Source organism: Polymorphum gilvum SL003B-26A1 (assembly GCF_000192745.1).
Lineage (GTDB): Bacteria > Pseudomonadota > Alphaproteobacteria > Rhizobiales > Stappiaceae > Polymorphum > Polymorphum gilvum.
Window position 1 is genome coordinate 1,451,587 of the sequence record NC_015259.1, and the last position, 14,301, is coordinate 1,465,887.

At 68.8% G+C, this 14,301-nt stretch carries 10 protein-coding genes; 9 read left to right on the forward strand and 1 reads right to left on the reverse strand.

The features are described from left to right. Positions 1-25: 25 nt before the first annotated feature. From SL003B_RS06835 to recN, 7 genes are all read left to right on the forward strand, one after another. A complete protein-coding gene (locus SL003B_RS06835; RefSeq protein ID WP_013652095.1) occupies positions 26-952 on the forward strand; it encodes a D-alanine--D-alanine ligase in 927 nt (308 codons plus the stop codon). Continuing rightward, positions 940-1,854 carry a cell division protein FtsQ/DivIB gene (locus SL003B_RS06840; RefSeq protein ID WP_013652096.1) on the forward strand — a complete coding sequence of 305 codons (915 nt, stop codon included), beginning with the start codon at positions 940-942 and terminating at the stop codon, positions 1,852-1,854. The genes SL003B_RS06835 and SL003B_RS06840 overlap by 13 nt, the downstream gene beginning before the upstream one ends. Beyond that, positions 1,851-3,173, forward strand: coding sequence for a cell division protein FtsA (ftsA, locus tag SL003B_RS06845; RefSeq protein WP_013652097.1), 1,323 nt, complete (start codon positions 1,851-1,853; stop codon positions 3,171-3,173). The genes SL003B_RS06840 and ftsA overlap by 4 nt, the downstream gene beginning before the upstream one ends. A 101-nt stretch (positions 3,174-3,274) precedes the next feature. Further along, on the forward strand, positions 3,275-5,032 hold the full coding sequence (ftsZ, locus tag SL003B_RS06850; RefSeq protein WP_013652098.1) for a cell division protein FtsZ: 1,758 nt from the start codon (positions 3,275-3,277) through the stop codon (positions 5,030-5,032). Positions 5,033-5,281: 249 nt separating this feature from the next. Beyond that, the gene (gene lpxC, locus SL003B_RS06855) at positions 5,282-6,238 is read left to right on the forward strand and encodes a UDP-3-O-acyl-N-acetylglucosamine deacetylase (protein ID WP_013652099.1); all 957 of its coding nucleotides are present in this window, start codon (positions 5,282-5,284) and stop codon (positions 6,236-6,238) included. A gap of 234 nt (positions 6,239-6,472) precedes the next feature. Then, entirely contained in the window at positions 6,473-7,333 is an 861-nt protein-coding gene (locus SL003B_RS06860; protein ID WP_013652100.1) for an outer membrane protein assembly factor BamD, read from the forward strand. A 25-nt stretch (positions 7,334-7,358) separates the two neighbouring features. Then, complete coding sequence (recN, locus tag SL003B_RS06865; protein ID WP_013652101.1) at positions 7,359-9,029, forward strand: DNA repair protein RecN; 1,671 nt, start codon at positions 7,359-7,361, stop codon at positions 9,027-9,029. A 48-nt stretch (positions 9,030-9,077) separates the two neighbouring features. Here the strand turns inward: recN and SL003B_RS06870 are convergent, their stop codons facing one another. After that, complete coding sequence (locus SL003B_RS06870; protein WP_013652102.1) at positions 9,078-9,320, reverse strand: hypothetical protein; 243 nt, start codon at positions 9,318-9,320, stop codon at positions 9,078-9,080. A 135-nt stretch (positions 9,321-9,455) separates the two neighbouring features. Between SL003B_RS06870 and ligA the strand changes: the two genes are divergently transcribed. Together ligA and SL003B_RS06880 are read left to right on the forward strand one after the other, a co-directional pair. After that, complete coding sequence (gene ligA, locus SL003B_RS06875; RefSeq protein WP_013652103.1) at positions 9,456-11,621, forward strand: NAD-dependent DNA ligase LigA; 2,166 nt, start codon at positions 9,456-9,458, stop codon at positions 11,619-11,621. A 133-nt stretch (positions 11,622-11,754) separates the two neighbouring features. Continuing rightward, positions 11,755-14,193 (forward strand): ATP-dependent helicase, encoded by a 2,439-nt coding sequence (locus tag SL003B_RS06880; protein WP_013652104.1) that lies wholly within the window; start codon positions 11,755-11,757, stop codon positions 14,191-14,193. Positions 14,194-14,301 lie beyond the last annotated feature (108 nt).

The following is a 14,301-nucleotide window of genomic DNA, read 5'->3' on the forward strand; positions in this document are numbered from 1 at the left end:
GAGCGGTGTACCGGTGAGTCGGCGAATGACTGGAAAACATGTTGCGGTTCTGATGGGCGGCTGGGTCAACGAACGGCCCGTGAGCCTGAGTTCGGGCAGGGCCTGCGCCGATGCTCTCGAGGCGCGCGGCTACCGCGTGACCCGAATCGACGTCGATCGGACCATCGCCGCGGTGCTGGCCGAGGCGAAGCCTGACGTCGCCTTCAACGCCCTGCACGGTCCGTTCGGCGAGGACGGCTGCATCCAGGGCATCCTGGAGATCCTTCAGATCCCCTACACGCATTCCGGTGTCATGGCCTCGGCGCTCGCCATGAACAAGGTCAAGGCCAAGGCCGTCATGGCGGCGGCCGGCGTGCCGGTCACGGAGCACCGCATCGTCGACCGGCGCAGCATCGGCAGCGAGCACCCGATGGCGCCACCCTACGTGCTCAAGCCGATCAACGAGGGGTCGAGCTTCGGCGTGCTGATCGTCAAGGAGGACGCGCAGTTTCCGCCGCAGGAACTCAGCCGCGACGACTGGCCCTACCCCGACGTGCTGATGTGCGAGCGATACATCCCCGGTCGGGAACTGACCTGCGCGGTCATGGGCGACCGTGCGCTCGGGGTCATCGACATCGTGCCGCTCGGACACGGCTTCTACGACTACGAGGCAAAGTACGCCGAAGGCGGTTCACAACACATTCTTCCTGCGAAAATTTCACCGATTATTTACCAAGAAGTCCAGAAACTTACCCTGACGGCGCATCAGGCTCTCGGGTGTCGCGGCGTGTCGCGGGCGGATTTCCGCTTCGACGAGAAGGCCGATGGAACGAGCTCCCTGATCTGCCTGGAAGTGAACACCCAACCCGGCATGACGCCGACGTCTCTGGTTCCCGAACTGGCTGCCCATGAGGGATATGATTTCGGAGACCTCGTCACCTGGATGGTGGAGGATGCAAGTTGCTGTCGCTGAGGCGCTCTAGGAAGGACGACGCCGCAAGGCCGCTCGAGGCCGAGCTCGCTCCGCGCGGGCGCGGCGTCGCACGCCTGCATCGCCGGCCGCTGTGGCGGTCCGCCGGCGTCGTCGCGACCCTGCCTCGCTTCTCGGGATCGGTCGCCGCGCTGGCATTCCTCGCCTCAACCATCGGCTATGGCGTCGTCCTCGGCGGACACGGCCGCATGGTCGCCGATTCGCTGGTCAGCGCCGCGGGCCTGGGCGTCGAGCAGGTCAAGCTGTCCGGCCAGCGCGAGACCAACGAATTCCAGATCCTCGAGGCACTCGAGATCCAGGACGGAACCTCGCTGCTCCTGTTCGACGCCGACGCTGCCCGCCAACGACTGACCGAGATCCCCTGGGTCAGGAACGCCTCGGTGCTGAAGCTCTATCCGGGCACGCTGCAGATCACCATCGAGGAACGCATTCCCTACGCGCTGTGGCAGCGCGGCGACCGGGTGTCGATCGTCAACGAGCAGGGCGACGTCATCACCGACGACGTCGACGGCCGCTACGCCAACCTGCTGCTGGTCGTCAACCACGGGGCGCAGCGCCGCGCCGGCGAGATCGTTTCCGCCCTGGCCGAGGTTCCGGCCCTGCGCTCGCGCGTGCGCGCGGCCTTCCTGGTCGGTCAGCGCCGCTGGGACCTGATGCTGGAGAACGGCATCTCCATACGCCTGCCGGAACACAACGTAGCGACCGCGCTCGCCGATCTCGTGCGCATGGACGAGGAGACCGCCCTGCTGACCCGCGACATCGCTGCGGTCGATCTGCGGGTCGCCGACCGGGTCGTGGTGCGGCTGACCGAGGAGGCGGCGGAACGGCGCAAGGCGACCCAGCGCGGCCGGGACCGCGTCGCGCGGGGAGGGGCCAACACGTGAGCCGCTCCGGATCCGCCCTCTACTTGCCGCGCATGCGCCCGTTGCCCGGGCGGCGCGCCGTCGTCATGTCCGTGCTCGACATCGGCTCGACCAAGATCTGCTGCCTGATTGCCAAGCTGACCCCGCGCGAGGACGGCGCAATCCTCGCCGGGCGCTCGCATGCGGTCGAAGTGCTCGGCTACGGCTACCAGCGTTCACGCGGCATCAAGTCCGGCGTCGTGGTCGACATGGACGCCGCCGAGCAGGCTATCCGGCTGGCCGTCGATTCCGCCGAACGCATGGCCGGGGTGACCGTCGAATCCGTCATCGCCAACGTCAGCTGCGGCCGGCTGCAGAGCGAGATCTTCAGCGCCACGGTACCGCTCGCAGGCGATTCGGTCGCCGAAGCCGACATCCAGCGCGTGCTCGCGGCCGGCTCGTCCCATTCCGTCACCGAGGGGCGGGCGGTCACCCACGCGCTGCCGATCTCCTATTCGCTCGACGGCAACCGCGGCATCCGCGACCCGCGCGGCATGATGGGCGTGAAACTCGGCGTCGACATGCAGGTGGTCACCACCGAGGTGCCGCCGGTGCGCAACCTCGAACTGTGCATCAACCGCGGCCACCTGCAGGTCGAGACGCTGGTGGCGACGCCGTTCGCCAGCGGCCTGTCGACGATCGTCGACGACGAGGCCGAACTCGGCGTCGCCTGCATCGACCTGGGCGGCGGTACGACCACCCTGTCGGTGTTCGTCGAGGGCCAGATGGTCCATCTCGACGCGATCGCGGTCGGCGGCCAGCACGTCACCACCGACATCGCCCGCGCCTTCGCCACCCGGCTGACCGACGCGGAGCGGCTCAAGACGCTCCATGGCTCGGCCCTGCCCAGCAGCGCGGACGACCGCGACATGCTGACCATCCCGCCGGTCGAGGGTGAGAGCGACCTGCCCAACCAGATTCCCCGCTCCGCCCTGACCCGGGTGATCCGTCCACGCGTCGAGGAAATCCTCGAACTGGTCCGCGACCGGCTGACGGCATCGGGATTTGCCGGCCGGGTCGGCAAGCAGATCGTCCTGACCGGGGGGGCGAGCCAGCTCACCGGTCTGGCCGAGGTGGCACGCCGGATCATCGGCCGGAACGTGCGTATTGGCCGGCCTCTTGGCGTCGCCGGCCTTCCGGAGGCTGCGAAGGGGCCGGCGTTCGCCGCCTCCGTCGGGCTTCTGATCTATCCGCAGGTCGCCCAGATCGAGCAGTTCCAACCAAAAACCAGACGCTCGGGGTGGACCGGCAACACAGGCTATCTGGCCCGGGTGGGCCAGTGGATCAGGGAGAGTTTCTGACGCGTCCGACGCGTCGGACAGGAACCGCCGGAAACGGCTGACATGGCAAGGGAAGAAGAGGGGCCCCCGGCTCGGGTGTCCCAGAGGGTCGCGAGGATAAAATGACCATCAACCTGAAGATGCCCGACATTCAGGAGCTGAAGCCGCGGATCACGGTCTTCGGCGTCGGCGGCGCGGGCGGAAACGCCGTCAACAACATGATCACGGCCGGCCTCCAGGGCTGCGACTTCGTCGTCGCCAACACGGATGCCCAGGCGCTCGCCATGAACCACGCCGAACGCCTCATCCAGATGGGCGTCGCGGTGACGGAAGGCCTCGGCGCCGGCTCGCAGCCGGAAGTCGGCTGCGCGGCGGCCGAGGAAGTGATCGACGAGATCAACGACCACCTGTCCGGCTCGCACATGGTGTTCATCACCGCGGGCATGGGCGGAGGCACCGGCACCGGCGCCGCCCCGGTCATCGCGCGGGCCGCGCGCGAGCAGGGCATCTTGACGGTCGGCGTGGTCACCAAGCCGTTCCAGTTCGAAGGTGCCCGCCGCATGCGCATCGCGGAATCCGGCATCCAGGAACTGCAGCGCAACGTCGACACGCTGATCGTCATTCCGAACCAGAACCTGTTCCGGATCGCCAATGCACAGACCACCTTCGCCGATGCTTTTGCGATGGCGGACCAGGTGCTCTATTCGGGCGTCGCCTGCATCACCGACCTGATGGTCAAGGAAGGCCTGATCAACCTCGACTTCGCCGACGTGCGCTCGATCATGCGCGGCATGGGCAAGGCAATGATGGGCACGGGCGAGGCGTCGGGCGAGAAGCGCGCCCAGCAGGCGGCCGAGGCCGCGATCGCCAACCCGCTGCTCGACGAGACCTCGATGAAGGGCGCCAAGGGCCTGCTCATCTCGATCACTGGCGGCAACGACCTGACCCTGTTCGAGGTCGACGAAGCGGCGACCCGCATCCGCGAGGAAGTCGACGCCGACGCCAACATCATTCTGGGCGCGACCTTCGACGAAAGCCTCGACGGCATCATCCGCGTCTCCGTGGTGGCGACCGGCATCGACAAAGAGCAGTCGCTTGCCCAGGCCGACTTCACGGCGGGCATGCAGCGTGTCGAGCAGGTTCAAAGGCCGGTCGCAGTCACCCGCCCGGTCGAGCGTCCGGCGGTCCCGCAGGACGCCGCCACCCGGGCGATCGAAAGCCTGGAGCGCGAACTGTCGATCCCCGAGCCGGCCCCGGTGGCAGCGGCGACGGATCCGGAAGTCCAGATCAAGGCCTTCCGTCCGTCCCCCGAGCTGCTGAATGCCAAGGCCCCGGCCGCCTCCCTCGAGGAGGAAACTCCGGTGGCGCGCCACGAGGACGTGCCGGTCAGCCAGCCCTACATCCCGCCGGTGGCCGAACAGCCGCTGTCGGCGCCGCGAATGCCGCGCGTGGAGGACTTCCCGCCGATCGCGCAGCGCGAGTTGCGCGCCGCCGCGGACAAGCCCTATGCCGCTCCGCCGGCCCCAGCGGCGGTCGACCACCACGAGGAGGACGACGACCACGCCGACGACCGCCGGCCGATGGGACTGCTGCGCCGCCTGGCCAGCGGGCTGTCGCGGCGCGACGACCACGAGGTCGAGATGGACGCCCGTCCGGTCGCCCCGCCGCGCGCGGCCCCCGCAGCTCCGGCTCCGCAGCCGGTCATGCGCACCGCGCCGCGCGCGCCGCAGATGGCTCCGGCGCCTCAGCCGCGCCCGCAGGCCGCTCACGGTGCCGCCGGCCAGCTCGATGCCACCGGTCGCCCGCCGGTCCGGCCGCAGGCTGCGAGCGAGGAGGATCAGCTGGAGATTCCGGCGTTCCTGCGCCGGCAGTCCAACTGAGTCAGCGACCCTTGCCTTCTTCCCTTGGCGGCGGCCCGGAGAGCGATCTCCGGGCCGTTGCCGTTACGGTAGAATTGTCTCAGTTTTTCAATTCCTTGCCGCATTTTCGTTCGTTACAAACCGTAATAAAGCTTTATTTCGGCCGAACGCCCCCCAGAGCTATGTTCGGCACCACACGGGAATGTTAACGAGTCGTGTCGGATGCGTTCGCCCCTTGAGACGAACGCCCTGGACGATAGAAGGCAGCGCATGACGAACAACCGGCCGGACCTCCAGACGACGCTTGCCGAACAGGTCGCACTGACCGGGATCGGCGTTCACTCTGGCAAGCCGGCGACGGTGACGCTGCAACCTGCCGATGCCGGAACCGGCATCGTGTTCCAGCGCTGCGAGCGCTCGGACGACACCGTCGGCGAGGTGCCGGCGCGCTGGGATCGTGTCACCGCCACCGCCCTTTGTACCGTGATCGGCGATCCGGCGAGCGATGGGGTGTCGACGGTCGAGCACCTGATGGCGGCGCTTTACGGCCTCGGCGTCGACAACGCCATCGTCGAGATCGACGGACCGGAAATGCCGATCATGGACGGCAGCAGCCTGGCCTTCGTCGAGGCGATCGACCAGGTCGGCCTGAAGCGGCTCGACCGCGGTCGCCGCTACCTCAAGATCAGGAAGTCCGTACGCGTCGACAACGGCAGCGCTTGGTGCGAGTTGCATCCCTACAACGGCTGCCGGTTCGAGGTCACCATCGATTTCGACACGCCGCTGATCGGCCGGCAGCGTTTCGCTGCCGACCTGACGCCGGAGGTGTTCCGTCGCGACCTCGCCCGGGCGCGCACCTTTGGGTATGTCAAGGACGTCGAGCGCCTGTGGACCATGGGCTTCGCGCTCGGGTCCTCGCTGGAGAATTCCGTCGCCATCGCCGAGGACCGCGTGCTCAATCCGGAAGGCACCCGCTGGCCGGACGAGTTCGTTCGCCACAAGGCGCTGGATGCGGTCGGCGACCTTTCCCTTGCCGGTCTGCCGATCCTCGGCCTCTACCGCTCCTACAAGGGCGGCCACAAGATGAACCATGCCATCCTCGAGGAACTGTTCTCCGGGGCCGGCAAGGATGCCTACGAGATCGTCGAGGCGCCGGTCTGGCGCGAGGGCGGCCAGATCGAACGGTCCGGCCTCGCGGCTGCCGTGTACGGGCCCGACGTTTCCTGATCCCAGCCAGCGCGATCTGAGCCGGTCCGAGGGCCGGCCTCGCAGCTGCCGACGATCGTTCCGGCAGTTCCGCCACAAAAAAGCTCAAAAAAAACGACACACGGCGTGACGAACGGCGTTCGATTCCGGTAAAACCCTTGCCGAACGAATTGGTTGGTTTCGTGCATTGGCCGTTCGGGCCGGCCTTGGCAGGGCCAGGCGGCATGAGCCCCGGACGGGGAAGGAGTGGTTTGCGTGCTGGACATCGTGGAGACCAAGGCGGCAAGACGTCCCGCAAAAGTGGCCGTCCTGCTTCGTTCCCTCGTCCTTGTTTCCGCGCTGGCGCTGGGGGCATGCGCATCGGACAAGGATGACCTCGCGCTCGACGACACTCCGGCCGAAGTGCTGTTCAACGAGGGCCTGGCGCTTCGCAACGCCGGGCGTCTGTCGGACGCGGGCAAGAAATTCTCCGAACTGGACAAGCTCTATCCCTATTCGGAATACGCCCGCAAATCGCTTATAAACCTCGCCTTCATCAACTTCTCGCTGGGCCGCTACCCGGAGGCGATCGCCGCTTCCGAGCGCTTCACCACACTCTATCCCGGCAGCGAGGATTCGGCCTATGCGCTCTACATCATCGGCCAATCCTACTTCCGCCAGATCCCGGACGTCACCCGCGACCAGGAGCAGACCGAAAAGGCTCTGTCGGCGCTCAACGAACTGATCCGGCGCTATCCCGACAGCGAATACACCGCGGACGCCAAGTCCAAGGTCCTGGTCGCCTACGACCAGCTCGCGGGCAAGGAGATGCAGGTCGGCCGCTACTATCTCGACCGGCGCAACTACATCGCCGCGATCAACCGCTTCAAGATGGTGGTCATCAACTACCAGACCACGCGCCATGTCGAGGAGGCGCTGTTCCGCCTGACCGAATCCTACTACGCGCTCGGTGTGGTCAACGAGGCGCAGACCGCCGCCGCCGTGCTCGGACACAACTATCCCGACAGCCGGTGGTACAAGGACGCCTTCGCGCTGCTGAAGAAGGGCGGCTACGAGCCGTCGGAAAACCGCGGCAGCTGGATCAGCCGGGCGTTCAACTCCGTCAAGATCCTCTGACCGCGCGCCGGGGGGCGGCTTTTCCATGCTGGCAAGCCTTTCCATCCGCGACATCGTCCTGATCGACCGGCTGGACATCGACTTCGCGGCCGGGATGACCGTGCTCACCGGCGAGACCGGCGCTGGCAAGTCTATCCTGCTCGACGCTCTGACCCTCGCCCTCGGCGGGCGCGGCGATGCCGGCCTCGTGCGGCACGGCGAGGCCCAGGGTCAGGTGGTCGCGGTGTTCGACGTCGCGACCGGCCACCCGGTGCGGGCGCTCCTGCGCGCCAACGACGTGCCGGACGACGGCGACGTCATCCTGCGCCGGATCCAGACCGCCGACGGGCGCACACGCGCCTTCCTCAACGACCAGCCGGTCAGCGTCGGCCTGCTGCGCCAGGCTGGCCAGATGTTGGTCGAGGTGCACGGCCAGCACGACGAGCGCGCCCTGGTCGATCCCGAGAGCCACCGGCTGCTGCTCGATGCCTTCGGCGGCCTCGACGGGCTCGCCGCTACGGTCGCCGATGCCCATGGCGGGCTGCGCGCCGCCGAGCGCGCCGTGCGCGAGCACCGCGCGCGCATCGAGGCGGCGCGGCGCGAGGCCGACTTCCTGCGCGCCGCCGTTGACGAACTGGCGACGCTCGACCCGCAGGCCGGCGAGGAGGAGGAACTGGCCGCACGCCGCACGCGCATGATGCAGGTGGAGAAGATCGCCGCCGACCTCAGCGAGGCCTACGAGACGCTGAACGGCTCCGCCTCGCCGATCCCGGAACTGTCCAGCCTGCTCCGGCGCATGGAGCGCAAGGCCGACCAGGCGCCGGGGCTGCTGTCCGGCCCGGCCGGCGCGCTCGCCGGGGCGCTCGACCTGCTGGAGGAGGCGCGCAGCGGCTTGGAGGCAGCCCTGCGCGAGACCGACTTCGACCCGCGCGAGCTGGAATCGACCGAAGAGCGCCTGTTCGCCCTGCGCGCCGCCGGCCGCAAGTTCTCGGTTGCCGTCGACGACCTCGCCGGTTTGCGCCGGCGCATGGCCGCCGATCTGGCCGATCTCGACGCCGGCGAGGAGAAGCTCGGCGCGCTGGAGGCGACCGCCGTCGCCGCCCGCGTCGCCTATGACGCCGCCGCCGCGTCCCTGTCGGAGCAGCGCGCAGATGCCGCCCGCGCGCTCGAGGCGGCGGTCGCCGCGGAACTGCCGGCGCTGAAGCTGGAACGGGCGCGCTTTCTGGTCGAGCTGGCGCGCGACCCCGAAAGCCGCACCCCGACGGGCATCGACACGGTGGAATTCTGGGTGCAGACCAACCCGGGCACGCGACCGGGACCGATGATGAAGGTCGCCTCGGGCGGCGAGTTGTCGCGCTTCCTGCTGGCGCTCAAGGTGTCGCTTGCCGACACCGGTTCGGCGCCGACGCTGGTCTTCGACGAGATCGACACGGGTGTCGGTGGCGCCGTCGCCGAGGCCATCGGCGTGCGCCTTGCCCGCCTCGCCGAGGCGGTTCAGGTGCTCACCGTCACCCACGCGCCGCAGGTGGCGGCGCGTGCCGCGGGGCATTTCCTGATCTCCAAGGAAGAGGCCGATGCGGAGCGCGTGGCGACCCGCATCGCGCGCATCGACCGGGAGCACCGGCGCGAGGAGATCGCGCGGATGCTGGCCGGCAGCGTCATCACCGAGGAGGCCCGCGCCGCCGCGGCCCGGCTGATCGCTCAGGCGGCGGGCTGAGGGAGGATCGCCCGCCGCCTGCGCTCGGCCCGCCTGGGTCTCGTCCGGTCAATCCCGGAGGTCGGCGGGCGGGACGTCGAGGGTCGGGACGTCGACCTCGGGCAGCTCGACCTTCGGAACGTCCACCCTGGGCATCTCCAGCTCGATCGACAGGGTGTCGCCCCGCTCGAAGACGTCGAGGGCGAGGACCAGCGCGCCGCCGATCAGGGCGACGATCAGGGCGCCGGCGATGAACCAGCCGGCGCCGGTGCCGTTGCTCAGCACGGTCGTGCCGCGCTCGTGAATTGCCATTGTGGTCTCCTTCATGCTGTGGCCAAATCCGGCTATCGGACGGCTAACTCTTGAGAAGGGGGCCGGGTTCCGCTACCTCGCCGACGAGGCGCCGGCCGGCGCCTTTTGTCCCGTCACGAGCCCCGTGCAAGGTCCATGAACGAGAAAAGCGCCGCTGCCGCCGTCGAGAGCCTGTCCCGCCAGGAGGCCGAGGCCGAACTCGCCCGTCTCGCCGCCGAGATCGCGGCCCACGACCAGCGCTATTTCGCCGAAGACGCGCCGACCGTGTCCGACGCCGAATACGACGCCCTGCGCCGGCGCAACGCGGCGATCGAGGAGCGCTTTCCCGATCTGGTGCGCGAGGACAGCCCGTCGGCCCGCATCGGCGCCGCCCCCAGCGAGGGCTTCGGCAAGGTTACCCACGCGATTCCGATGCTGTCGCTGGACAATGCCTTTTCCGACGACGACGTGCGTGACTTCGTCGCCCGTGTGCGCCGCTTCCTGAGGCTCGATCCGCTCATGGGCGCGCTCGGCGTCACCGCCGAACCGAAGATCGACGGGCTGTCGCTGTCGCTGCGCTACGAGGGCGGCCGGCTGGTCTCGGCGGCGACCCGTGGCGACGGCACCGTCGGCGAGAACGTCACCGCCAACGCCCGCACGATCGCCGACATCCCCCACAGGCTTCCCGCCGGCGTGCCGGAGGTGGTCGAGGTGCGCGGCGAGGTCTACATGGCGCATGCCGATTTCGCCGCGCTGAACGCGCGCATGGCCGCCAACGGCGGCAAGGTGTTCGCCAATCCGCGCAACGCGGCTGCCGGTAGCCTGCGCCAGCTCAATCCCGACATCACCGCCGCGCGGCCGTTGAAGTTCTTTGCCTATGCCTGGGGCGAGATGAGCGAGGTGCCGCGCGCGACGCAGATGGAGATGGTGTCGCTGATCGGCGCGTGGGGCTTTCCGGTCAATCCGCGCATGGTCCTGTGCCGGAGCGTGGAGGAACTGATCGACGTCTATCACGCCATCGAGGAGGAGCGGGCGACACTCGGCTACGACATCGACGGCGTCGTCTACAAGGTCGACCGGCTCGACCTGCAGGCCCGGCTCGGCTTCGTCTCGCGCAGCCCTCGCTGGGCGATCGCCCACAAGTTTCCCGCCGAGAAGGCCTTCACCATCCTCAGGGACATCGAGATCCAGGTCGGGCGCACGGGCGCCCTGACGCCGGTTGCCAAGCTGGAGCCGGTCACCGTCGGCGGCGTCGTCGTCTCCAACGCCACCCTGCACAACGAGGACTACATCAGGGGTATCGGCCAGGACGGCGAGCCGATCCGCGGCGGCAAGGACCTCAGGATCGGCGACACGGTGCAGATCCAGCGCGCCGGCGACGTCATCCCCCAGGTGATCGACGTCGACCTCGCCAAGCGGCCGGCGGATGCGGTCCCCTTCGCGTTCCCGACCGTCTGCCCGGTGTGCGGCAGCCACGCGGTGCGCGAGATCAACGCCAAGACTGGCCGGCCCGATGCGGTGCGCCGCTGCACCGGCGGCCTCGTCTGCGCTGCCCAGGCCAAGGAGAAGCTGAAGCACTTCGTGTCGCGCAACGCCTTCGACATCGAGGGCCTCGGCGACAAGCAGGTCGAGTTCTTCTACGACCTGCCGCCGGAGGAGGGCGGCATCCGAACCCCGGCCGACATCTTCACGCTCGAGGCGCGCGACGCCGCCTCGCCGATCCGCAAGCTGAAGAACCGCGACGGCTGGGGCGAGACCAGCGCGCGCAACCTGTTCGCCGCCATCGACGCGCGCCGGCGGGTCGACCTCAACCGCTTCATCTTCGCGCTCGGCATCCGCCATGTCGGCGAGGGCAACGCGAAACTGCTGGCGCGCGCCTACGGCTCCTGGGACGCCTTCGCCGCGGCGATGCGGGCGGCCGCCGACCACGGTTCGGACGCCTGGGCCGAGCTCAACGCCATCGATGGCGTCGGCGAGGTCGTCGCGGAGGCGGTTGTGCAGTTCTTCGCCGAGCCGCACAACCGCGAGGCCCTCGACGCCCTCCTGGCCGAGGTCACGCCGCTCGACGCGGAAAAGGTCGCCGCCGAAGGGTCGCCGGTCGCCGGCAAGACCGTCGTCTTCACCGGCGCGCTCGAACGCATGACCCGCGACGAGGCCAAGGCCATGGCCGAACGGCTCGGCGCCAAGGTCGCCGGCTCGGTGTCGAAGAAGACCAGCCTCGTCGTCGCCGGACCGGGCGCCGGCTCCAAGCTCAAGACCGCCCAGGAGCTCGACATCGAGGTCATCACCGAGGACGACTGGTTCGACCTGGTCGGCGGGTGAGGCGGTGCAAGCCCACACCGCCTTGTCATCCCGGTGCAGGCCTTTCCCCGCCTAACTCGTCCCCGAAGCCTCGCACTTGCCGTGTTCGTTGCTATATTGTTCTCGATCGACCCGAGATTCGCGAAAGAGCAGCATGACCGAGCCTTCCGGCTATTCCGACGACTGGAGCGCCATCGACGCCGGCTACGACGCGGCGCCGGCCGCGCCCGCGCGGGCGGGCGGGGGCATCGCCGCGCGGGCGCTCGCTGCCCGGCGCGGGCCCGACTATCTCGCCGGCCTCAACCCGGAGCAGCGCCAGGCGGTCGAGACCATCGACGGACCCGTCCTGGTGCTCGCCGGTGCCGGCACCGGCAAGACGCGGGTGCTGACCACGCGCATCGCCCACATCCTGTCCAGCGGCCGCGCCTGGCCGTCCCAGATCCTCGCCGTCACCTTCACCAACAAGGCGGCGCGCGAGATGCGCGAGCGCATCGGCCACCTGATCGGCGGTAATGTTGATGGCATGGCCTGGCTCGGCACGTTCCATTCGATCTGCGTCAAGATTCTGCGCCGGCATGCCGAACTGGTGGGTCTGAGCTCCGGCTTCTCGATCCTCGACACCGACGACCAGCTGCGGCTGATGAAGCAGGTGATCCAGGCCGAGGGGCTCGACGACAAGCGCTGGACCGCGCGCGCCTTCGCCAGCCTCGTCGACGGCTGGAAGAACCGCGCGCTGACGCCCAAGGACGTGCCCGAGGGCGAGGCGCGCGCCTTCGGCAACGGCAAGGGGCGCAAGCTCTATGCCGAGTACCAGGACCGTCTGTCGGTGCTCAACGCCGCCGACTTCGGCGACCTGCTGCTGCACGTCATCACCCTGTTCAAGACCCATCCGGATGTGCTCGCCGACTACCAGCGGCGCTTCCGCTTCATGCTGGTCGACGAGTACCAGGACACCAACATCGCCCAGTACCTGTGGCTCAGGCTGCTTGCGCAGGGCAATCCCAACATCTGCTGCGTCGGCGACGACGACCAGTCGATCTACGGCTGGCGCGGCGCGGAGGTCGACAACATCCTGCGCTTCGAGCACGACTTTGCCGGCGCCACGGTGATCCGGCTGGAGCGCAACTACCGCTCGACCAGCCACATCCTCGCCGCCGCCTCGCATCTGATCGCCCACAACGAGGGCCGGCTCGGCAAGACCCTGTTCACCGACGACGCCGATCCGGAGGCCGAACCGGTCTGCGTCGCCTCGGCCTGGGATTCGGAAGAGGAGGCGCGCTCGATCGGCGACGAGATCGAGGCGCTGCAGGCCAGGGGGCATTCGCTCGACCAGATCGCCATCCTGGTGCGCGCGTCGTTCCAGATGCGCGAGTTCGAGGACCGTTTCGTCACGCTCGGGCTCAACTACCGGGTCATCGGCGGCCCGCGCTTCTACGAGCGCATGGAGATCCGCGACGCCATGGCCTATTTCCGCTGCATTGCGCAGCCGGCCGACGACCTGGCCTTCGAGCGCATCGTCAACACGCCCAAGCGCGGGCTCGGCGAGGCGACGCTGAAGATCGTCCACGAACTGGCACGCGCCGAACGCATTCCGCTGATGCAGGCGGCGGCGCAGCTGTGCCTGACCGAGGAAATCAAGCCCAAGGCGCGCAAGGCGCTGGCCGACTTGCTCGCCGCCTTCGAGCGCTGGCGCGCCCAGCTCGGGGCCATGAAGCATACCGAGCTCGCCGAGATCGTGCTCGACGAGAGCGGCTACACCGAGATGTGGCGTGCCGACCGCTCGGCCGAGGCGCCGGGCCGGCTCGACAACCTGAAGGAACTCGTCCGCTCGATGGAGGAGTTCGAGTCCCTGGCCGGCTTCCTGGAGCACATCGCCCTGGTCATGGACCGCGACAACGCCGAGGCGGGCGAGGCGGTGTCGATCATGACGCTGCATTCGGCCAAGGGGCTGGAATTCGACACCGTGTTCCTGCCCGGCTGGGAGGAAGGCCTGTTCCCGCACCAACGGGCGCTCGACGAGAGCGGCCGGGCGGGGCTGGAGGAGGAGCGCCGGCTCGCCTATGTCGGCATCACCCGCGCGCGCAAGCGGGCGAAGATCTGGTTCGCCTCCAACCGGCGCATCCACGGCCTGTGGCAGTCGTCGATCCCCTCGCGCTTCCTGGACGAACTGCCCGAGGCCCATGTCGAGGTCGTCGAGCCGTCGACCCGCTACGGCGGTTACGGCGGCGGCGGTTATGGCGCGTCGCGCTTCGATGCGCGCGACCCGTTCCAGTCCGGATCCTATTCGACGCCCGGGTGGCAGCGCGCTCAGCGCGCCAGGGCGGCCCAGGGCGGTTTTGCCGAGGCCGGAGGCTTTGCGCGCGCCGACATGCGCTCGGCGCGCGCGCGCCAGCAGGGACCGCTGACCATCGAGGGCGAACTGGTCGCCCGCTCGGTCGGTGACGGGGTCTCCGACTATGCGGTCGGCGAGCGGGTGTTCCATCTGAAGTTCGGCTACGGCGCCATCGCCTCGATCGAGGGCAACAAGCTGACCATCGATTTCGAGAAGGCCGGCCGCAAGCGCGTGCTCGACAGCTTCGTCGAGCGGCACTGACGGCCGGCAGTTTCCGGCAGGTTTCCGGCACGTCTCCGGCGGGTTTCCGGCAGCTTCTAAGGGGCTGGCGCCGCCCGGGCTGGCCGGCTATACGGCGCCGGGACTATC